This window comes from Candidatus Nitrospira neuquenensis (assembly GCF_979578155.1).
In genome coordinates, this window is record NZ_CEFZDU010000035.1 from 1 (window position 1) to 22,058 (window position 22,058).

Below are 22,058 nucleotides of genomic sequence, written 5' to 3' on the forward strand. Positions count from 1 at the left end.
AGGGGGCAATTTCACATCAGAATAAAAGGGTCAACTTCGGCTGATGATTGACAGCACATGACCCAAAAACGGAAGACCCACTCGGAGGAGTTCAAAGCGCGGGTGGCATGGAGGCGATCAAGGTGGTGCGGACGCTCAGTGAATTGAGTGCGGCGCACGGCGTCCACCCGACGGTCATTGCGCATTGGAAACGACAACTGGTCGACGGGGCGCCGGAGGTGTTTCGGCGAGGGCCGGCGGGTGGGGTCCGCCGCGAGGAAGAACTGACGGCCCCGCTGTACCAGGAGATCGGCCGGCTCAAGATGGAGTTGGAGTGGCTCAAAAAAAAGCTGTACGCGCGCCGCGGGAGGCCCGACGAGGCTGGATTGATGCTGGACCCAGCGCGTTGTCGATCGTGCGGCAGTGTGCGGTGGCGGGACTGGCCCGCTCGACGTACTACTACGAGCCGGTGCCCGAGCGCGCAGAGAACCTCGTACTGATGCGCCTGATCGATGAGCTGTACGTGCAGCGGCCGTTTTACGGGGTGCCGCGGATGACCGATTGGCGGCAGACCCTGGGCCATGGGGTCAACCACAAGCGGGTGGCGCGGCTGATGCGGGTCATGGGCTTGCAGGCGGTGCTGCCGGGCCCGCACACGAGCCGACCACAGCCGGCGCATCGGACGTACCCCTATTTGCTGCGGAATCTCGATGTGGTGCGGCCCAACCAGGTGTGGGGCGCGGATATCACATACGTGCCGCTGCGGCGCGGGTGCCTGTACCTGGTGGCGATCATGGACTGGTTCAGCCGCTACGTGCTGGCCTGGGAGTTGGGCAACACCTTGGACGCGCGCTTCTGCGTCGAGGCGCTGGAACGGGCCTTGGCCAGCGGGCGCCCGGAGATCTGGAATACCGATCAGGGCGCACAATTCACCAGCCAAGAGGTCCTCGCGTGTGTCGAAGGGGCGGGGGTGCGCATCAGCATGGACGGACGCGGTCGCGCGCTGGACAACGTCTTCGTGGAGCGGCTGTGGCGGAGCGTGAAGTACGAGGAGATCTACCTGCGGGACTACGCTGACGGTGCGGAGGCCTGGCACGGGTTGCACCAGTACTTTGCGTTCTACAACACCGAACGGCGCCACCAGAGCCTGGGGCGTCGGACGCCAGCCGAGGTGCATTTCGGGTGAGCAGGGGGGCTACCACAGGGTATGGACCAGACCGAGATCGTGGCGTATAAGCGATCCTGGCGCGATGTTTTGATCGGCCCTCCAGCCCAAACGGCGGTCCAGGGCGTGCGGCCCCGCTCCAGGCCGACAGAAGGAGCCCGGAGACCGTGGAACGAAAGGAGGTGGCCAGGCAGAAATTCATTAGCTTATTTTCAGGCAAAAACTGTCCAAACAATGGGGGGAAGCTCAATTGACCGCATACGCCACCAGGCTCTTGCCACTGACATCCAATCCGACATACACCATTGGTTGCCCCCTTTCGTTGGTGGTGATGGTTCACCCCTGACAGTCGGGCCTTCGTACCTCGACTGTCGACCAACGTAAAGGGGGCCCTATTCATAGAATCTCCGGGGGCCCCTCTGGGACCAGGGCGTAGAGGTGGTCGCGGTTTCAAGGGGAGCAGGATACCCGGTCCGGGTGCGCTGCGACCTCCATGCGGCGCAGGAGCGGCGTGAATACCCGCAACCCCATGTCCAAGAATTGGAGCGGTACAGAAACAGCCTAAGAGCCTTCTCCCGCTGGCCGCCCTTTTATGGAGTTCAAGGTATGACTGACCACTACAGGCGCTACGAAATACCACAACGGGCTTAACACCCCATACACGACGGCTGGAACTAACAGGTTATGAAAGTCGCGAAGCCTACTAGGGAGTACTCCGATATCTATATCCGGGACAAACATCAGTGTCCCAACATGAAGTAGAGAGACTGGGAAATCGATTAGCCAAAAGTAGGCCCATACTATTGAGCTTTGCATAAATAATGGAAAAGTTCACCGTGCCCACGGCAGATCGGACGCGTGGATACAGGACCACAGGAGTGGTTGCGATCCATGAATGCGGCGCACCGAGTTTCGGAGCCTCCCGTTGAGTTGGCGCAAGTCCATGGGCGCGCTGTTGGCTAGGGCGTGGTCGGCCTGAGCCCAGACATATTCCGCCAGATTGAGTTCCGGGGCGTAGGCCGGGCACGCTTCCACGTGGCGGCGTGGATGCGCGGTGATCCACTGGGTGACTTCGCGGCGGCGATGGATCGGGCCCCGATCCCACAGCGGGACCCCCGGCCCCCGCAGATGCCGGAGCAGGTGTTGCAGGAAGGCTCTGACGTCCAGCCCCGTGAGATTGCGGGTGCGCAGATGAAGAGAGAGGGCCAGCCGTCTGCGCTTGGGCGACACGGCCAATGCACTGATGGCCGAGAGCCGATCCTGTTTATAGAGGTAGTGCACGACGGGCGTGTCCCCTGTGGGCGCCCCGGTGCGGGCCGCGTGGGGGATGAGCAGGAAGCCCGATTCATCGAGGCAGACCAGATGGGCGCCACGTCGCTCGGCGTTTGTTTATATGCAGCCAACGGTAACGCTTCCAATGGGCAATCGCCCCTTCGTCCCGTTGCAGGGCTCGACGCTCCGGTTTCTGACAGCTCCATCCGAGGCTGCCCAGGAGTTTCCAGACGTGGCAGGGATGATAGGCCACGCCGAACTGCTTTCGGATCATCTGGGCCACGCGGTTTAAGGTCCACAGATCCGTCCGATAGCCAGCCGCCAGGGGGCCCTTCAGGAGCACCGTGACCAGGCGCTTTTTCTGTGACAGGGAGAGCTTGGGCGGCCGGCCCGGAGTCGGTCGCGGCTGCAACCCCGTGAGCCCTGTTTGTCGGTACGTCTCGTACCATCGGAACACCGAACTCACGGAGGCGCTCACGGCGCGTGCCACCGCCGACAGATTCTTGCCCGCCCGTAGCAGCCGAATGGCCTGCCGGCGTCGCCGCTCCAGTTGCTGGGCGGTTCCTTGAGGTCTCATACCTCATAGAATAGCAAACTCGGCTGAGACTTTCCATTATTTATGCAAAACCCAATAATTGGTAGGGTTCAGTGGGATGGCATAACTTCAAGCACATTCGCATCTCTGGCTGCGTCCAATGACTTGCGATCAACCCTTCACGCATGATTCAGGCTAAAAATGGGATTGACTCGGGCAACTTGATTGTGAGTGCCAGGCATAGGAGGCAGGTCGTTGGCAAGGTAGGCCAGCCATATCCCGGTCGCTGCTGCCAACAGGATGAACACTGCGACCGCAATTCCGAGTCGAGCTAGTAGGCTGAAACGCGTTGCGCTGAAAAACACAAGGATGCTTATCGTTAGGAAGAAAAGGCCGAGGAGGGTTAGCATTCGTCAGTGTCCTGTGTTGAAGGTGAAGGAGACAGTGGGCGGCGACGACGGCAGAGGACGAATGGTAAACCGATTAGGAGGGAGATGCCGAGAGCAACTAGCCAACTAATGATCGCGGCGACAAGAAAGAAGGGATCCAGAGACCCCGCCTCGAAATAGTCCACGAGCTGGAGTGCGAGCGTTGCGGCAACGGCTGACCAAACTGAGGCAAACAGATAGCTTTTAATCAAGCAGTGAAAACCGACGCTCGTGGCGACGGCTAATACAAGGAAGAATGCGATGTCCAAGGATTCGCTCATGGCTACCTAATAAAGCAGCGGGGACCGAAGTTCGCCGAGTTGAAGCTGTCGTGCGATTCTCGATGGGCAATAGCACTTGTCCTGCGAGTCCTTGAATGGGGCATCACCAAATCGCTGTACCGCCCTAAAATAGACGGATGCGGTTGTGTAGCAGTCGTTCGCCCAGTACCCCGCCAATTTCTTGCACTCACTTGTCATGTCATCAATGAATTGAAGGTCGCACCCTGACTTACTTGAAAAGCAACGGTCGTAGCATTCATCGTGGTTCTTGCACGCTTTGGCGAAAGAATACTGACCCCACCAAGAATCTGGAATAAAAGCCTTCTTGCGACCTGAGCCACAGTAGGTTTCCGCAAGACCCCAAGGGTCAAGTCGATTGGCCGGGTTCTGCCGCACGTAACCATAGAGGTTGGTATCTCCTCCCTTGAATCCGATTGGATCTTTGACTGGGAATCTCCCGATTCGCGGCTCGTAGTACCTCGCCCGGTAGTAGGAGAGGCCGGTTTCTGAGTCAAACTCCCGGCCGGTATATGTATACGGCTGATCAACAGTTCCAGGGGATTCGAGGATGTTCCCGTACGCGTCGTAGCTGTAGCTCTTCGCCGTCACACCTGCTGAATCGGTCAGGTCCGTGACCGAGCCCAATCCATCCTGATGATAGAAGAAGGTGCTCCTGCCTTTGGTCACCGCAAGCGGCTCATCGATGCCGGGGCCATGGGTATATCTCGCCTGCAGCGTATTGGTTCCGTCGTATTCGAGCAGAACATCTTCGCCGTCGTAGACGTAGCGCCGCGTCTGAAACGTCGACGCACACCTTTGCCCCAGGAACGACGATCGGCGACCGACCCGACCCACAGCAGGGGGGGACATCGTCCTCAACAAGAAGCCGAGGTGGCTTGAAATCGGGGGGCATTACAAGTCAGCGGTGATGTCTGCTGCCCCCGGAGGAACCACAATGGGGGCATTCAGCGAGAGTCATCAACGTCGTAAACCAGCTACTTGCCGGCGAGTGTTTCAAGATATGGCCGGCCACGCTCTGCTTGCAGTCTGAACATCGAATGGACAGCCAGAGCCAGGAGAATGCAACGGCGCCGAGCCCTACAAAGGACAAACTCAACGTGACCTCGTCGGGAATGAAGGTAGACGGACTTGCTCGATGATTGATCCGCCAGATCAGCAGCACAAACAGACACAAATCCGCGAACGCCAGGAACAGAAACGTGATCGCCTTCCAACTCTGGCCCGTCCTGCCTAACCAAGACTTCTCGATTAAAAGACCGGGCATTATTCGCATCCTGATAAATCAATCCCGAAACTCTTTAAGGCCGCATCAATGGCCGATCCTGTGATAATCCCTGCTTCCAAAGAGACGCCGACTGCGAGCGCACCCAGACCCGAATTTATTGCTCCAGAGATTAACGTGTTAGCGAAGGGTAAGTTCGCCACCCCACTGCCTTGGAGAACCACCGACTTCAAGGCTTGCCCGAGCGTCACAGTTCCAACCGTATTTGAAACCGTCGCGCTCGATCCCACGGCAAGTCCTATTCCGGTCCTCGTAAAATTCGCTGGGAAGCCATAGAAGAACTCATTGGTCGTGCCAAGGTTCCTGACAAAGTTCGTCTTAAAATCTGACGATGGGCAACCGCAAGGAGAAAGCCCCAGTGGATCGGTCAGGTTAATTGGATTATTGAGGACGGATCGGTACAGATTCAAGCCGCCAGCAAGTCCGATCGGATCCTTCTGCAAGAACCGCCCGATCCGCGGATCATAATACCTGGCTCGATAATAATAGAGCCCAGTCTCTACATCAAACTCTCTCCCGGTGTAGGTGTACGGATTCTCCACCACCCCGGTCTGCTGCACGATGTTCCCCCAGGCGTCGTGGGCGTAAGCCCGGGTAACCGCGCCCGTGGCGTCGGTCAGATCAGTGATCGTGCCCAGGGCGTCGGCGTGGTAGAAGAACGTCGCGCCGCTGCGGGTGACGGCGAGGGGCTCGTCAAAGCCGGGGCCGTGCGTGTAGCGGGCGAGCAAGCCGTTTGCGCCGTCGGCCTCCAGCAGGATGTCCTCGCCGTCGTAGACGTAGCGCCGCGTCTGCCCGTTGGCGACCTTCTCGATGCGGCGCCCCAGGCCGTCGTACCGGTAGCTCGATGTGGCGAACGGCGTCGTCGCGCCGGCGGCAAACTCCTCGACCATCACCAGCCGGTTCTCCGCATCGTAGCGGTAGCGCGTGATGGTCCCGCTGCCCTTGCCCGTCTTCCGCGCCACATTCCCGTTCGCGTCGTACGCGTAGAGGAAGCCGGCGTCCTCCGTGAGCTGGTTGCCGGCGTTGTGCCGGGCGCCGTCGCTCGTGCGGTTCCCTACGAGGTCGTAGGCGAAGGTCTGGGGTTCGAGCAGCAGGGGGTGCGCCGCGCTGATCAGCCGGTCGAGGACGTCGTAGCCGAAGCTCTGGACGCCCCGGCGATCGGTCAAGCTGGTCCGATTGCCGACGGCGTTGTAGGCGTAGGAGATCGCGCCAAGGCTCCCCTCACCCCCGCCCTCGCCCGCAGGGGGAGAGGGGGCGAGGCGCTGACGCACGATCTGCGTGAGCTGCGACGCCGCGTCGTAGGCATACGTGGTCTGCACGCCGTTCGGGAACGTCACGCTGGTCCGGCGGGAGAGGGCATCGTAGGTCAGGCCGAACCCGCCGGCCGGGCTCGTGAGGCTCGTCAGCCGGTTGAGGGCGTCGTAGGCATAGCGCGTCGTCCCTGTGGGATCACCCAACGTCAGCCGGTTGCCGCTCTTGTCGTAGCTGTAGGTCAAGGTCACCGCCGGCTGGGCGGGCGCGCCGGCGGTGGTGACGGAGGTCAGCCGGTTGGCGAGGTCGTAGGTCATGGTGAGCCGGCTGTCCGGATCGGTCACGCCGGTGAGGTTGCCCGCGAGATCATAGGTGTACGACGTGACCGGCCCGCCCGGCAAGGATTTCGTGCGAAGTTGACCGACCGCGTCGTAGGCGAAGGCGAGCCGGTCGCCCCTCGGCGTCAGGCGTTCCACGAGGTTGTCCGCGCCGTCGTAGGCGTAGCGCTCCTCGTGGCCGAGCGGGTCGGTCGTGGAGGCGAGGCGGTTGAGCGCATCGTAGGCGAAGGTCGTCGTCTGGCCCTTGGCGTCCGCCACACTCACGAGGTTGCCGTTGCCGTCGTAGGTGTAGCGGGTGACGCCGCCCGCCGGGTCCATGACCTGGGTCAGGCGGTTGGCGGCGTCGTAGTCGAAGCGCGTCACGCGGCCGAGCGCGTCGGTGCTCGCGGCGACGTTCCCGGCCGCGTCGTAGGCCAAGCCGGTCGCTCGGCCGAGCGGGTCGGTGGTGACGATGAGGCGGCCCAGGTCGTCGTAGGCGAAGCGCGTGGTCTGTCCCAGCGCGTCGGTCGTGGCGGTGAGGAGGCCGCGGCCGTCGTACGCGAAGACGGTCGCCTGCGCCGCGGCGTCGGTGATCCGGATCGGGTTGCCGTGCCCGTCGTAGGCGAGGCTCGTCCGCCGCCCTTCCGGGTCGGTGACGGAAGTCACCTGGTTGAAGCTCGGCTCGTAGGTGAAGGTGGTCGTCGCCGCGATGGCCTGCTCGGTTGTGGTGAGCAGGTTGCCCTGTGCGTCGTAGGTCATGGTGGTGACCGCGCCGTTGGGGCGGGTGATCCTCGTGGGGTTGCCCTGTGCGTCCCGCTCGATCGTGGTGAGGCGGCCGAGCGCGTCCCGCTGCTGCGTCACGCGCCCGAAGGCGTCGAGCTGGAACCGGCTGGTGTGGCCGCGACCGTCGGTGAAGGCGGCGACGGTCGTCGGCGGGGCGAGCGGCGCCGGACGCTCGGCCGTGCCCTCGCCCGCGGCCACGTTCGGGACCGCGGCGATCTGCGCGGGATGGAGGGTCCGCACGTCGCCCGTGGGCAGGAGCGATCGGGCGAGCCGGCCGGCATGGTCGTACTCATAGCGCGTGACCAGCCCGCGGGCGTCGGTCCGCCGGATCAGCCGGTGCCGGTCGTCGTAGGTGAAGGCCCGGCGGCTGCCGTCGGCGTCGGTCACGGCCACGAGGTTGCCGTCGCTGTCCTGCTCGAAGCGGGTGATCCGGCCGGCCGCGTCGGTGATCGCGGCGAGGCGTCCGCCGCTGTAGCCGAGCGCGGTCACCTGCCCGGCCGGGTCGGTGATGGTCGTCAACCGGCCCTCGCCGTCGTAGGCGTAGGTCGTGCGGTTGCCGTTCCGGTCGGTGACGGCGGTCTGGAGCCCCTGCGCGTCGAACTGGATGGTGGTGCCGTCCTTGAGCCGCCGGGTGAAGGTGCCGTCGGGGTTCCGGCGCAGGGTCGAGAAGTCGCCGGGCGGGCTGACGAGCTCGGGCGCCGCCTCGGTCAACAGGCCCACCTTCACGCGATCCAGCCCCCAGCTCTCGTCCGCGAGGCCCTGCAGGCCCTCTCCGCGGAAGACGAGCGTGACCTCCTCCGCGACGTGGGGCACGGTCGCGGTGATCCGGTAGACCGAGTTCCCGCCGAGGTAACCGAAGTTGTCGTTGGCCGCGGCGCCGGTGCGGGCGGGGTTGCGCGACGTGGGATGGGGACCCGGGTAGGCCTGGTTGTTGCCGGCGAACCCCGTCGTGCTGAAGGTCGTCTGCAGGAGCGTGGCGCCGCCCTCCACGCGGAGGTCCCAGGCGTCCGGGCCGCAGCAGAAGGCCCCGTCGCCGTCCCAGGTCTTGAGCACGAGCAGGTCGAAGGCGAGGCGGAGACCGCGATGGGGCGGAAGGTCCCGGAGCGTCAGCCGCACCGGATCGTTGCCGAATTCGCCGAGGAACGGGTGGGCGCCGATCGGCGTGAGCGCGACGGCGGCCGGTGTCCACTCGGGGCCGGCGCCGGCTTCGAACGTGGCGCTGTAGAGTTCCTGGGGTGGATGATCGGCGAGGAGGACGATCGCGCTGCTGCCGAGCCCCCCGCCGCAGCCGTCGATGAGGCGCACGGTGACCCGGTTGAGCCCCGGCTGGAACAACGTGGTCAGGTCCCGTGGCGGCAGCTCGCTCACGACGCGGCAGCCGTTGCTGTAATCATGGCGGAAGCTCGCGCTGGTCCCGTCCGCGCGCAGGACGGTCAGCTCCAGCAGGTCGTCAACCTGAGTGGGGGCGATCCGCGGAGTCCCGGCCTCGCCCAGGAGCCACACCTCGAATGCGTCCGGCAGCTCGAAGTCGAAGGTCTGATCGAGGAAGACCTCACCGCGGGCGGCCGGACGGCCGGGCACGCCCGTCGTGATCTTCCGTGCCTGGATCAGCCCCAATTGCGCGGCGAAGAGCGTGGTCGCCCCGGCGCCTTCCGCCAGCACGACCGAGCCGTCCGCCTGGGGGAAGAGCCGGTCCACCCCGGCCAGCGTCCAGCCCGCCCCGAAGGGGCTGCGCCGCTCGTTGCGCAGCAGGAGCTGGCGCCGCGTCGCGCCGCCGATGCTGGAGAAGGGGTAGTTGGAGAACAGCATCAGCTCGTAGGGATAGCGGCCGGTCGGCAGGCCGGAGCCGTCGAAGGGAACGCCCAGCCGCGACACCGAATCCGCGTCCTCCGGCAGGCCCGCGGCGTCCCAGAACAGCTCGTCGCCCTGCTGGAGGCCGCCGACGGTCAGCCGCGCGGAGAAGGTTCGCGGCACGGCGGCGCGGACGCTCAGCGCGGCATCAACCGGCAGGATCGGCTGGACGTCCGCCGAGGTGGAGCGGTAGTGGAGCGTGAGGTCGCGGGCCACGCCGAGCGTCCGTACGCCGGGAATCGCCTGGTCCAGCGACAACGCGCCTTCCTCCAGGTCTGCCTCCGAGCCGAGCTTGCAGGTCGTGCACCGGCCGATCGCCTGATCGTTCGCGGCCTGGCCCGGCTGCGGGTTGGGCGCGAGGGCGAAGTGCCAGGCCGTCGCGCGCACGCCGCCGCTGATCGTCTCCAGCCGCTCCCCGTCGTCGCTCACGCGCATCGTGCCGACAAGGTTGAACGTGCCCGTGTCCGGCGAGAGCGACCAGAGGTCCAGCTCGTTGCCCGGCGGCAGCCGGTCCACATTCGGCAGGGTGAGCGGCGCGGGCCGGTCCAACCGCACGCCGGCCGGCTGGATGGTGACCGACAGGCCCGGCCGCAGCTCCACCGGCCGCGATTCCGGCCGGCCGTATTCCGGGACGGGACTGATCGAGAGCGTCCCGCTGTAGAGCGAGCCGTTCGCGCCGCGCGCCGTGCCGGCGGGGATCGTCAGGCTCACGCCGGGCAGGTCCGGGTTGGTCACGACGGTCGCGGCCGTGGGCGTGACCGGCACGGCATGGGCGGTGTCGATGGTCGGCAGGGTGAGCGGTGCGGCGAGGTGGGTCGTGACGCCGGGGATCAGGTCCACCGGCGCGACGAGAATGGCATAGCCGGCGGCGAAGCCGTCCACGACGAGCTGCTGGCGGCCGCTCGGGACGCCGGCCAGGAAGAACCGGCCCTGCGCGTCGGTGACGGCGGCCTGGCCGGTGGCCTTCAGCATGACCCGTACGCCGGCGAGCGGCTGCGCGCCGTCCGTGACCAGCCCGGCGACGCCGGTCGTCCCGCCGGGCGGGGTGCCGGTGACGGTGATCGTGATCGTCTCCGAAGCCGCCCGCACGCCGTCGCTCGCCGTGAAGCTCAGCGTAAACGTTCCCGCCTGCGTGGCGTCCGGGGTGAAGGTGAACTCGCCGGTCCGGCTGTGGAACGCGGCGTGGGCGGGCAGCGGGAGCGGCGTGACGGCGAAGGCGATGGGATCGCCGTCCGGATCGGTGGCCCCGACGGTGATGCGCAAGGTCGTGCCGAGGGGCACGACGCGGCTCCCGATGGGCGTCAAGGCCGGCGGGCTGTTGAGCACGGTGAAGGGCTCAGGGCTCGCCGCCGTGCCCTGCGGCGTCGTCACGGTGACCGGCCCGCTCCGCGCGCCGGACGGCACGACGGCCGTCAGCGTCCCCTGGCTCGCGACCGTGAAGGCGGCGGGCACTCCGCCGAACGCGACTGCCTGGACGCCGAGGAAGTGGCTTCCGGCGACGGTGACGGCCGTGCCCACGGCTCCGGCGAGGGGCGACAGGCCGGTGATGACCGGCGGCCGCAGGACCGTCACGACCTGGGTGCTGGTCGCGGTCCCGCCCGGCGTCGTCACGGTGAGCGGGCCGCTCTGGGCGGCCTCGGGGATGAGGACCGTCACCGTGGTGGCGGTCGCGTCGGTGACGACCGCCGGCAGGCCGGCGAGCGTGACGCGCAGGTGGACCGGGTCCAACCCAAGGTGCCGGCCGGTGAGGGTGACAGCGCTGCCCGGCGGGCCGCCGGTCGGGGCCAAGCCGGTGATGATCGGCAGGGGGAACGTGGTGAACCGGCTCGTGGTCTCGGGCAGCGGATTGCCGGCGGCATCCGTGAGCCCGTTGAGGGACAGGGTATAGGTGGTGCCCGGCTCCAACCGGACGGTGGGGGCGACCATGACCAGCAACCCCTCCTCCGCTGGAGCGACGAAGCTCGGGACCGGCCCGCCGGGGCCGGTGAGCATGACCGTCATTGGCGTGACGCTCGCCGGACGCAGCGGCTCGGAGACGAGCACGGTGACGAGGGGGTTACGCGGGACAAACAGGGTGTCCGGGGCGGGACTGATGGCCTGGACCTTTGGGGACGCCGCATCGGGCGGCGGCGGGCCGAGCAGCTCGGTATGGGACAGGACCCCGCCCGCGCCCTCCCCGCCGGCCACCAGGATTTCTCCATTCGGCAGTCGCGTGGCCGTGTGGCGGGCGCGCGGGACGCGCAGCATCGCGGCGACGGGAGCGAAGCTCCGGCGGGCGGGGAGGAAGACTTCCAGGGAGCCGAGCCAGGTCCCGCCCTGCCGGCCGCCGATCAGCAGGACCGAGCCGTCCGGCTGGAGCAGCGCGGCGTGGCCGGCGCGGGGCGTCGTCAGCGGCGAGGCCAGCGGCGTGCTGTGGCCGGTCGCGGGGTCGAACAGCTCGGCCGAGGCCAGCTCGCCCTCTGCGTTCCGCCCGCCGGCGACGAGCACCAGGCCGTCGGGCAGGAGTGTCGCCGTGTGGGCCGTGCGGGGGACCTGCAGCGCCTCCGGCAGGGGCGTGAAGGTGCCGGCCCGGGGATCGAAGAGGGCGCCGCTGAGAGGGTCCGGCCGGGCGTCGAGGTGCTCGGCTTCCGTCAGGGCGAAGTGCGAGACATCGAGCCCGCCCAGCAGCAGGACGCGGCCGTCGGGCAGCACCGTGGCCGTGTGGCCGGCGCGCGCATGGTGCAGGGCGGCGGGCAGGGGGTCGGCCGCGCCCAAGTCGCGGCGCAGGTGCTCGGCCGAGGACAGCGGCCCGACGGCATCTTCCCCGCCGGTGACCAGGAACGAGGCATCCGGCAGCAGAGTGACGCGATGGGCCCGGCGGGCGGTGAGCAGGGAGAGGTCCAGGGCCCGGCTCCGGAGCGTCACGCCGTCGAACCGCTCCGCCGTCGCGAGGGGCTCGGGGCCTGGGCCTGCCGACAGTCCGCCGGTGAGGAGGATGCGGCCGTCGGGCAGCAGAGTGGCGCTATGGCCGGCGCGCGGCTCGGTGAGGTCGTCGAGCGCGATCGTGCCGGCGATCGAGAGCCGGAGAAAGCTGCCCGGCTTGCCGGCCAGCTCGACGGTCAGGCTGTGCGGGCCCGGCGCGAGGGGCAGCGACCGCTCGATCGTCGCCGTCGTCTTGGAGAAGGCGCCGGGCGAGACGACCTCGACCCCGTCCACCCACACGCGGCCGCTGGACACCGCCCCGTCGAGGCTGCCGCGCCCCCGACGGTCCGTCGCGCCGTTGACGATCCGCAGGGTGAAGGGCGGGCCGACGGAGGCGGGCACGAAGAAGGCACGGTCGTAGGCGTTCGGCGCGCCGCCGGTGCGGTCGAAGCGCTCTTCCTCGAAGACCGGTCGGGACTGGGGGGCGGCGACGACCGGTGCGGCCGGAAAAGCGAGGAGGAGCAGCGCGATGGACCAGAGGCGTCGAACGATCCCGACACGGCGCGGCGGCTGATCCCGGCAGGACATCGGGGCGCTCCCCTCACGTGGGCGGCGCCTGCTATACCGGAAACGCGGCGGGCCGACAAAAGGTCAATTGAGAGGCAGCGCTAATGTCCCCAACTTGGCGGCGGGACGATGTGTCCCAGTGCGGCGTCCCACACGTGCGTGGCCTCGTCATGCCGGCGGACGCCGGCATCCACGATCGTGCTACGACGCTGGGTTCCGGCTCGCGGCCGCGCAGCGGCCTCGGCCGGAATGACGAACTGAATGACGGGACGCCACACCAGGTGAACTGACTCAGGCGTGACGTGAAAGGCGGCGGCGCTGCCGCTCAGCGCGGGCCGGGGCGGCGGATGAGCAGGGGCATGGATTCGGTGACGGCCCAGGCGAGCGACCGGGCATCCTCGCGCGACAGGGCGAGCCGCAGCCTGGGCGGGACCGGCTCGCCGCCGGTCAGCGTGGTGGCGCCGGCCGAGAGGCGGCCCCAGGCTTCCACGAGCAGGCTCTTGCTCCAGAGCCAGAAGCTCTCGCGCGGCGGCGGCGACACCGCGATGACCAAGGGGGGATCGAACTGCAGCTCGTAGGCCGCGGGCATGTCTTCCAGCTCGATGGGGTCGAGCTCGGCGTCGGGTCCGCCGGCCGCCTTGGGCCGGATCACGGGCGGGCGCATGCGCAGGCGGAAGGGCGACGCCGGCGACCCGTCGGCCGCGCCGCGCCAGGAGAGGATCGGGAGCCGGTGCAATTCGAGCCCCCGTCCCTTGATGAGGATGGCTCCCTCGGCGAGGTCCACGAGCAGGTAGATCTGGGAGCCGGCCGCGAGGGGGAGTTCCTGCTCGAGCAGGCGGGTGTCGGCCTGAATCGCCGCGGCTCCGGACCGGTCGGGGTCGCGGTCCGGCGCCGGTTCCCCTTCGCACGCGGCGAGGGACGCGAGCGCCCACGCCAAGACCACGCACAGGCCGAGGCGTCCGGGTCGGGCCCGGCGCGGCCGGGCTCGTCGGAAGGGCGGGTGAGGAAGGGGCATGCGGGAAACGGCTAGAAGATCAGCAGCGGGGTTCCGACCTTCGCCAGCCGGTACACGGTGCGCAGGTCCTCGTCGTTCAGGCGGATGCAGCCATGGGTCACGTTGCGTCCCAACAAGCGCGTGTAGAGGGTGCCGTGGATGAAGTAGCCCTTCCCGAAGCCGAGGGCATATTCCCCGAGGATGCCGGATTCGACGCGATCGGCCTGGTCCTTCGGCACCTCCAGGCCTTCTTCGAGGAAAGCCCAGTCCGGCTTGACCCAGACGGGGTTGGTCAGGCGCGACTGAATGAAGAAGACGCCGCGGGGCGTGTCGAAGATCCACTGGGTGCCGGGACGGCCGGGATGGTCGAGAATCGTGCCGCTGCCGGTGGAGGCGACGGCGGTCAGGAGGGTCTCGTCGCGTCGCTTGACGTAGAGCCGGTTGCGCGCCGTGTCCACCACGATGTAGATCCCGCCCGGCGCCTGCTGGGCGAGCTGTCGCTGGAGGGACGCGAGGCGGGCGCGGTGGGCCGGCGGGTCGGGCTGGACCCCGGCGGGCGGCCCATCCTCCCGCAGGTCGCCGCTCTGTGAGGCGGGGGCGGCGAGGAAGCCGATCGCGGCCAGGAGCGCGGCCAGGCCCAGGCGCCTTCCCCACACCATCGCCGGGGGCTGCGACATCGGGGCTCCTCCGTGACGGGTCAGACCTTCTGCGCGCCGGGGGAGCCGCGCCGGCCCGTGCGGTGGCTCTCCCGCTCCAACTCCGCCAGGGCCGCGGCCACCGCGTTGTCGCGCGCCGTCGCGCCGACGATCGTCACCGGCGTGCCGGCGGCCACGGCGGCAAAGACGGCGTCCATGTCGTGGTCGTCCAGCATCACGCAGCCCATCGTCTGGCTGAGCTGGAGGTCGCCGGTGCCGTGGATCTCGATCTCGCCGCCGATGCTGGCCTGCCGGGGCAGCCGCCCCGAGGTGCGCGCGACCTTGAACCGGCGGCGGTCCTCGGCGTTGGGGTAGTCCAGTAAGAGCGCCCGGTGGAACAGGGTGTCCCCGCGGTCCTTCTTCCGAGCGACGCGGTAGTAACCCTCCGGCGTGGCTCCGTCGCCCTGGTACCGTTTTTCCATTACCCCGTTGAAACCGAACTGGGCCGGGTAGGAGGCGACGGCGCGGCCGTTCCGGTAGATGGTCAGCCGCCGGTCGGCCTTGCTGACGAGGATGGCCGTGGCGCGGTGTGCGCGCGACCATTCGATCGTCCTGCGAGCCATGCGGCTCCAGGCGGCCACCTGCCGCTCGTCCGCGTAGTGTCCGAGCTGGTCGGCCAGGAAGTCGATCTGGGCGTCCAGCAGCTCGTCCGCCCGCCGGCCGATCTGCAGGGCCCGCGCGAACTGCCCCTGCTCCAAGTGGGAGCGGGCCTGCTTGACGAGGAGGTCCGTCTCGACCGGCCGTCGGCCGAGGACCACGCGCCCGCCGATCGCGGTGACGTTCTCCGTGAACAGGGCCAGCCGTCGTTCGAGCGCCTGGATCAGCTCCTCGGCGGCCAGCCGCTCCCGTTCCTTGCGCTCCGCCGCGATCGCGGCCGCGCGGTCTCCCTGTTCCTTGATGCGGTGCAGGTCCGCGAGGAGGGTGTTGGGCTCCCAGGGCCAGCGGATCACGTCCTCCTCGGACATCAGCCGGCCCCGCATCGCCACCCACTGCTCGACGAACTGCGCGTACTCCTCCGGCGCGAACTCCGCGCCCTGGACCGCCACGAGCCGGCGGTCCAGGGCCTCGATGGCTTGGAGGAGATCGGGCGGGGGCTGCTGAACGCAGGCCGACGCGGCGGCCCACAGGAGCAGCCCCGCCCCGAACACCGGCCGGCCCGATCGCCAGGAGTGCGTCATCACGGCTTCGTCACGACTTCTTCTTGGGAGCCGGCGTGCCCTTCCCGCCCTTGACCTTGGCGAGGGCGCTCTCGATCTCGGCGGACAGGGCCTGGCTCTTGTCCTGGATGGCCTTGGCCTTCGCCTGGGCACCCAGGTAGTCTTCCTTGTCGAGCGCAGTTTGCACGTCGGCCAGGGAGGCCGTCAACCCCTCCGCGTCGGCCTTGATCGCCTCGAGCGCCGCGCGATCCTTGCCGACCGGCGCCTTGGCGACCAGCTCCTGCGCGGCCTTCACCGACTCCTGCGCCGCCTGCTGCGCCTTCACCGCGGCCTGCTTGGCCTCTTCCTTCTTCTTCGCGGCCTCGGTCGCCACGCGGCCGGCGTCCGTCTGGACGGAGGCGAGGAGCTGCTCGGCCTTGCCGTAGTCGCGCAGCAACGCAAACTTCCCGTCTTGCTCGGCGATCTCCTTCTTCGCGTTCGCGAGCGTCCCGTCGAGCTTGGCGAAGTCCTCCGCCAGGTAGGTCGGCGCGCCGGCGGTCTTGGCCTCTTCGACCGCCTTCTCGGCGGCGGTGACCTTTTCCGTGGGGGCCTTCGCGCAGGCGGCGAGGAGCACGACGGGGGCCAATGCGAACAGCAGCAATCGTTTCATCAGGGGGTCTCCTTCTCTCGGCTGTGGTGGCTGGGTGTGAGCCAGGATCGGCGGAAGCACTGTCGGAATGCCGCCGACTGCGACCGGGTCCGGGGCCCCTTCGAGCCGGCGTCGGCCGGCCCGAAGGGCCCCGTCCTCGGGCTACGCCGGATTACTTCTTGTCGGCCTTCTTCTTGTCCTTCTTCTCGGCCTTGGGCGCGTCCTTCTTCGCGTCCTTCGCCTCAGGCTGCGCGGGAGCGGCCGGAGCCGCCGCGGCCGGGGCCGCCGGAGCCGCCGGAGCCGCCGGCTTGTCGCCGGCCAGCACGACCGTTGAGAAGCCCAGGGTCATCGCCAACGCCGTCATGGAGAGCAACATCTTCGTCATGGGGTATTCACCTCCTTTCCAAGGGGGGATATCTGCACCTCGTCGGTGCAGGCGGGCTGCCAAGCAAGAGCTGTTCCACGATGGTCGCTGTACTTTCCATGGGAGAACCGGGCGATTTCAATCTGTTCTGATGCCGACTTGGATGGGGAAAAGCTGGGGCACTGTGGCGGACTGGTTGAGCCCCTGCCAAAACGCCCCAGGGGGGCCCTTCTCCCTCGGCGGTGACGTTGCCCAAGGATTGGGTTGCGCGAGTCGATGGACATCCAGTAGAATCCGCCCCGTTTGCCCGGTCCAGGAAAGCGGCCGGGCCCAGCCAAGGAGGTTGCGGCGATGAGAAGAGTGCTGAGCGTTCTGGCGGCGATGGTTCCTGTCCTGGCCACGGCGGCGGTCGCCCTGGCCAACGAGCCGAAGGGGGGAGCTCCGGATTATTCCGGCATCTCTTACATGTACTACACGCTGATCGGCCTGATCCTGGGCTACGGAGTGTACGACACCTTCATCAAGAAGTCCTGACGACTTCGATGGCAGAACCGGCGCAGCGGGGGCCGCGCGTCGCCTGAACCAAGGCGTGACGCGCGGCCCCTTCGTTTTCCGCGGCGTCCCCTCAGGTCTTTCGCGCCGCCTCCTTCGTCAGCAGCGGCTCCAGGATCGGCCACAGCCGATCCACGATCAGCTTGTAGCCTTGGGCGGTCGGATGGATGCCGTCCGGCTGGTTCAGGGCCGGCTGGGCCGCGACCCCCTCCAGAAAGAAGGGCATCAGCGCCACCCCGTGGCGGCGGGCCAGGTCCGGATAGATCCCTTCGAATTGGCCGATGTAGTCCCTGCCGTAATTGGGCGGGAGTTTCATGCCCGCCAGGACCACGGTCACGCCGGCCGCCCGCAGGCGCCCGACGATCTCATCTAGGTTCGTCCTCGTGGCGTCGAGGCTCAGCCCGCGCAGGCCGTCGTTCGCGCCCAGCTCCACGATGACGAGGGCGGGTCGGCTCTTGAGCACCCAGTCCACGCGGCGCAGCCCTCCGGCGGTCGTCTCGCCGCTGACACCCGCGTTGACGACCTCGTAGCGGTAGCCGGCTTGGTTCAGCCGGCGCTGCAACTGCGCCGGGTACGTGTCTTCGGCCGCCACGCCCAGCCCCGCCGTCAGGCTGTCGCCGAACGCCACGATCCGCGGACGGCCCTCGGCGGGCTGCAGGCGATCTGGGGCCTCCGTCGGCTCGGCCAGCGAACTCCGGCCTTCTTGGTTTTTTAAGGGAGCGCTTGTCGGCGCGGGGGCCGACTCGTCGGTTGGGGAACGGTCGCAACCGCCGAGGCCCGGAGTCAGCCCTCCGGCGAGAAAACAGACCAGGGTCACGGCGCGGAGGACGGCTCGGCGCGGCAGCCCCGGCACGCCCTGCGTAGAAGCACGTTGACCGGCATCCTCAGGCATCGAGCACCCGCTGCATGGCGGTATCATCTCAGGCTGGGTCGCATGACCGGAGGATACCCGAGGCTGTGGCAATCGGGTACCGATTCGAGAAACAGTGACACCACTTTGCCACAGGTGACCAGGTCAGTGGACCGGAGCTCAGGAGTTCCTCCATGGAAAAGGGACAGAAGTTCTCGTGATTTGGAGAAGAGAGCCCCCAGAAGCCCCAGACGCGCTATCCTGGCACGAGGATTGCTTAGCATTTGCACTCGCCTAGACAGTCTCCACAGGCCTCACCGGCCCCACGAACCGACGATGGTCAAGACCGACCACCAGACAGGCGAGCGGAGAGAGCGCCTTTCCCTTCAGGAGGAGGTGGGGCGGGATCTCCGCGCGCCGGTTGACGTCCCCGATCGCCCCCTGCCGGAATCCCCCGAGCCGTCCGTGATCGGTCGCATTCGCTCGCGCCGCCGAACCGCCCAGTTGCGGTCCTGCCCCCGCTGCCTGGAACCCTCGCTGGTTCCGACCGGCGTGTACTGGGCCTGCGCGAGCTGCCGCTTCGCCATCACCGAGCAGGCGCTCTCGCGCGAGCTGCTCGGCTCCTCCTCCGAGTCGGAGCAGGCTCCCCTGGCGACCGGCGCCGGGAGGGGCCACCGGTAATCTTTCCCATCGCCTCGTTCCCCCAGCCGCCTGCCTCGCCCTTTCCTCAGCGGACCGGACCCTGTCACCTGTGGTAGCATACCCCCGCGTAGGGGCGAGCCTGCCAGGAGGAACCATGAGCGACCATCGGCGGGGCGAGGAGCGTAGCGGCGACAGGCCGGGCGGCCAGGGCGCAGCATCCGGCGGCTCGACGGACCCCCTCCTGCTCCTGGACGAATGTCTGGCGGCCCTCTCGCCTGACGACCCACGCCAGCGCCTCCTGTACCGGCTGCGCCACCAGTTAGCCCAGGCGGCGGCGGGTCAGCAACAGCGGGAGGCGGAATTGAGAAAGCTCACCGCCGTCGTCGAGAAGCTCACCACGCCGGCGAACCGGGTCGGGACGCTGCTGGATCTCCCGGCCGAGGGCCTGGCCCGCGTCGTGGTCGGCGGGGCCGAATACTACACCAACGTTGATCCCCGCGTGGAGTCCGGCGAGCTGAAGGTCGGCGCGCAGGTCCTGGTCAACGAGGCCTTCGCGGTGATCAAGGCCTTGGGCTATGACCTCAGCGGGCCCGTGCTGACCGTGGCGGAATGTCTGCCGGACGGACGGCTGCGCTTCCAGCAGGAGGGGGGACGGCAGTCCCTGATCCTCCCGCGTTCCACCGACCTGGCCAGCGTCGAGCTTCGGGCCGGCGACGAGGTCCGCGTCGACCCCGGCCATCGGATTGCCCTGGAGCGGATGGAGGAGCGCAAGGCCCGGACCCATCTGCTGGACGAAACCCCCACGGTGACCTGGGAGCAGATCGGCGGCCAGGAGCGGGCCATCGCCGCCATCCGTCGCGCCATCGAGGCCCCGCTCCTGCACCGGCAGACGTTCGACCGGTACCGGTTCGCCCAGCCCAAGGGCTTCCTCCTCTACGGGCCGCCCGGCTGCGGCAAGACGATGATCGGGCAGGCGGCCGCCGCCAGCCTGGCCAAGCTCGTGACGGAGGCCGGCGGGCGGGGGGCCGCGGCCGATCCAGGCCCCTCCGGTCGCCCGCCGATCGCCGGCGGCCTCTTCCTACACGTGAAGGGGCCCGAGATCCTGAACATGTGGCTGGGCGAATCGGAGCGCCTGGTGCGCGACCTCTTCACGCGGGCCCGCGAGCGGCGGCGGGCGGGCTACCTCCCCTTCATCTTCATCGACGAGGCCGAATCCATCCTCGGGACGCGGCGGGCGATGCGGTCCTTCAACATCACCAACACGCTCGTGCCGATGTTCTGCGCCGAGATGGACGGCGTCGAGTCCCTGCGGGACGTCGTCATCATCCTCGCGTCCAACCGGCCGGACCTGATCGACCCTGCTGTCCTGCGGCCCGGCCGCATTGACCGCAAGATCAAGGTGGCGCGGCCGGGGCGGGAGGAGGCGGCCGAGATCCTCCGCGTGTATCTCACGCCGGACCTGCCCCTGGACCGGGCCCTGCTCGATCGGCACGGCGGGGACCGGGCGGCGGTGGTGGCGGCGCTGGCGTCGCTCGTCGCGGATTCCCTCTTCAAGCGGTCCGACGCGAATCGGCTGCTGGCGATCCGGCTGCGGAACGGGCAGAGCCGGCTGCTCTATCGCGGCGACCTGGTCAGCGGGGCCATCCTCGCCTCCATCGTCCAGCGGGCGAAGGAGCGGGCCATCGAGCGGGAAGTGGGTGGGGCGGCCGGCGCCGGACTGACGGCCGACGACTTGCTCGCGTCGCTGGAGGCCGAGTATCGCGAGGGCGAGGTGCTCCCGCCGGACGAGGCGGCGGAGGAGTGGCTCAAACTGCTCGACCACCATCCGGATCAGGTCGTCGGCGTCAGGTCCTTCCGCGCAGGGCGCGCCGGCGAGGAACGACCGGTCGGCCACATCATTTGAAGGGGATCGGCACGGCCCCATGCGCCTCTTCGGCCTTGAAACCGAGTACGGCATCACGCGGGACGACCAGGAGACCGTGGACCCCGTGGTCGAGTCCACGGAGCTGGTCCGGGCCTACCTGGCCGCGCCCTTCGAGCGGCGCTGGGACTACCGGGGCGAGGACCCGCACCAGGACGCGCGCGGCTTCCGGGTCGCCGGTCTCCAGCAGGACGAGGAGGAGCGGGAGTTCGCCGGGCAGGACGCACAGCGGCCCTACTCCTTCCACGAGATGAAGAGCGACCTCGTCCTTCCCAACGGCGCGCGCTTCTACAACGACCACACCCACCCCGAATACTCCACCGCGGAATGCCGACGCCTCCGCGACCTCGTCGCCCAGGACCGGGCCGGCGAGCGGATCGTCCGGCTCGCGGCCGAGCGGCGCAACCGGGCGCTCGGGGGCCCGCACGTGCAGCTCTACAAGAACAACACGGATTTCCACGGCCACAGCTACGGCTGCCACGACAACTACCTCGTTCCGCGATCCGTGCCCTTCCCGGCGCTCGCGGCGGGGCTGCTGCCGTTCCTGGTCAGCCGGCAGGTGCTGGCGGGGGCCGGCAAGGTCGGCATCGAGACCGGCAACGGCCGGCTCCAGCTCGGCGGGTTCCAGCTCTCCCAGCGGGCGGACTTCATCGAGACCGAGCTCGGCGTGGACACGATGCACAACCGGCCGATCCTCAACACCCGCGACGAGCCCCACGCCGAGCGGACGCACTGGCGCCGGCTCCACCTGATCGTCGGGGACGCCAACCTGTGCGAGGTCGCCACCGCGCTCAAGGTCGGGACGACGGCGCTGGTCCTGGACCTGATCGCAGCCGGCGCCGCGCCGCCGCTCGCGCTGGAAGACCCGGTGGCGGCCGTCAAGGTCCTCTCGCGCGATCCCGAGCTCAAGGCGGTGGTCCGTCGCGCCGACGGGCGGACGATCTCCGGCGTGGAACTGCAATCCGCCTACCTGGCGGCGGCCATGACCCATCTCGCCGGACGGGATGAGGAAACCGACTGGGTCCTTCGCGAGTGGGACGAGACGCTGGGCCTGCTCTCGCGCGATCGCGGGGCGCTGGTCGGCCGCCTCGACTGGGTGACCAAGCAGTGGCTGCTGGAGACCTTCGTGCGGGAGGAGCGGATCGGCTGGGACGATCCCTGGCTCGCGAGCCTCGACCTTGAGTATCATAACGTGGACCCGGCGCGCGGCCTGTTCCTGGCGCTGGAGGCGGAGGGGCGGGCCCGGCGCCTGACGACCGATGCGGAGGTGGAGGCGGCCGTCGCCGCGGGCCCAAAGGACACGCGCGGCGGCAGCCGGGGGCTCTGCGTGAGCCGGTTCGGCGGCGAGATCGAGTCGGTGCAGTGGGAGTCGGTGCGGTTCCGCGGCGCGGCGGGCGGCGGGCTGTTGAACATGGACGGCCTCTTCGAGCCGGAGGACGTCGCCGCGCTGAACCGCATCCTGGCGTCGAGCGCCACGCCGGCCGAGGCGCTCGACGCCTGGGCGCAACGGAAGCAGGGAAAGGAGTCGTCGCCATGAACAGGACGATGGTGGGTGTGGGAGGGGCGCGCTCTGCGGGGCCCCCTCCCGCTGCGAGGGGTGTGGGAGGGGCGCGCTCCGCGGG

Annotated in this window: 14 protein-coding genes and 1 pseudogene; 5 read left to right on the forward strand and 10 right to left on the reverse strand. The window is 68.3% G+C overall.

Going from position 1 to position 22,058, the window contains the following annotated elements; genetic code table 11:
- Positions 1-57 precede the first annotated feature (57 nt).
- Positions 58-1,165, forward strand: a pseudogene (locus tag AC1U7O_RS13290) (IS3 family transposase).
- Between the two features lie 810 nt (positions 1,166-1,975).
- Here the strand turns inward: AC1U7O_RS13290 and AC1U7O_RS13295 are convergent.
- From AC1U7O_RS13295 to AC1U7O_RS13335, 9 genes are all read right to left on the reverse strand, one after another.
- Positions 1,976-2,506, reverse strand: coding sequence for a transposase (locus AC1U7O_RS13295; protein ID WP_479895476.1), 531 nt, complete (start codon positions 2,504-2,506; stop codon positions 1,976-1,978).
- A complete protein-coding gene (locus tag AC1U7O_RS13300; protein WP_479895278.1) occupies positions 2,490-2,993 on the reverse strand; it encodes an IS630 family transposase in 504 nt (167 codons plus the stop codon). Before AC1U7O_RS13300 ends, AC1U7O_RS13295 begins: the two co-directional genes overlap by 17 nt.
- Positions 2,994-3,666: 673 nt before the next feature.
- Positions 3,667-4,515 (reverse strand): RHS repeat-associated core domain-containing protein, encoded by an 849-nt coding sequence (locus AC1U7O_RS13305; RefSeq protein ID WP_479895279.1) that lies wholly within the window; start codon positions 4,513-4,515, stop codon positions 3,667-3,669.
- 429 nt (positions 4,516-4,944) lie between these two features.
- A complete protein-coding gene (locus tag AC1U7O_RS13310; protein ID WP_479895280.1) occupies positions 4,945-12,654 on the reverse strand; it encodes an RHS repeat-associated core domain-containing protein in 7,710 nt (2,569 codons plus the stop codon).
- 304 nt (positions 12,655-12,958) lie between these two features.
- Positions 12,959-13,576, reverse strand: coding sequence for a hypothetical protein (locus AC1U7O_RS13315; RefSeq protein ID WP_479895282.1), 618 nt, complete (start codon positions 13,574-13,576; stop codon positions 12,959-12,961).
- An 83-nt stretch (positions 13,577-13,659) separates the two neighbouring features.
- Entirely contained in the window at positions 13,660-14,304 is a 645-nt protein-coding gene (locus AC1U7O_RS13320; protein WP_479895283.1) for a L,D-transpeptidase, read from the reverse strand.
- Between the two features lie 20 nt (positions 14,305-14,324).
- Positions 14,325-15,500, reverse strand: a complete 1,176-nt coding sequence (locus AC1U7O_RS13325) for a L,D-transpeptidase family protein (RefSeq protein ID WP_479895284.1) — start codon at positions 15,498-15,500, stop codon at positions 14,325-14,327.
- A 10-nt stretch (positions 15,501-15,510) separates the two neighbouring features.
- The gene (locus AC1U7O_RS13330) at positions 15,511-16,128 is read right to left on the reverse strand and encodes a hypothetical protein (protein ID WP_479895285.1); all 618 of its coding nucleotides are present in this window, start codon (positions 16,126-16,128) and stop codon (positions 15,511-15,513) included.
- A gap of 151 nt (positions 16,129-16,279) precedes the next feature.
- Positions 16,280-16,492: a hypothetical protein gene (locus tag AC1U7O_RS13335; RefSeq protein WP_479895286.1), complete on the reverse strand. Its 213-nt coding sequence runs from the start codon at positions 16,490-16,492 to the stop codon at positions 16,280-16,282.
- 330 nt (positions 16,493-16,822) lie between these two features.
- Between AC1U7O_RS13335 and AC1U7O_RS13340 the strand changes: the two genes are divergently transcribed.
- Positions 16,823-17,005 carry a hypothetical protein gene (locus AC1U7O_RS13340; RefSeq protein WP_479895287.1) on the forward strand — a complete coding sequence of 61 codons (183 nt, stop codon included), beginning with the start codon at positions 16,823-16,825 and terminating at the stop codon, positions 17,003-17,005.
- 91 nt (positions 17,006-17,096) lie between these two features.
- Here the strand turns inward: AC1U7O_RS13340 and AC1U7O_RS13345 are convergent, their stop codons facing one another.
- Positions 17,097-17,651 carry an arylesterase gene (locus tag AC1U7O_RS13345; protein WP_479895288.1) on the reverse strand — a complete coding sequence of 185 codons (555 nt, stop codon included), beginning with the start codon at positions 17,649-17,651 and terminating at the stop codon, positions 17,097-17,099.
- Positions 17,652-18,338: 687 nt separating this feature from the next.
- Here AC1U7O_RS13345 and AC1U7O_RS13350 point away from each other — a divergent pair.
- From AC1U7O_RS13350 to AC1U7O_RS13360, 3 genes are all read left to right on the forward strand, one after another.
- Positions 18,339-18,554, forward strand: a complete 216-nt coding sequence (locus AC1U7O_RS13350) for a hypothetical protein (protein ID WP_479895290.1) — start codon at positions 18,339-18,341, stop codon at positions 18,552-18,554.
- Positions 18,555-18,669: 115 nt separating this feature from the next.
- Complete coding sequence (locus tag AC1U7O_RS13355) at positions 18,670-20,418, forward strand: AAA family ATPase (protein WP_479895291.1); 1,749 nt, start codon at positions 18,670-18,672, stop codon at positions 20,416-20,418.
- Between the two features lie 19 nt (positions 20,419-20,437).
- Positions 20,438-21,973, forward strand: coding sequence for a proteasome accessory factor PafA2 family protein (locus AC1U7O_RS13360; protein WP_479895292.1), 1,536 nt, complete (start codon positions 20,438-20,440; stop codon positions 21,971-21,973).
- The last annotated feature ends 85 nt before the right edge of the window (positions 21,974-22,058 follow it).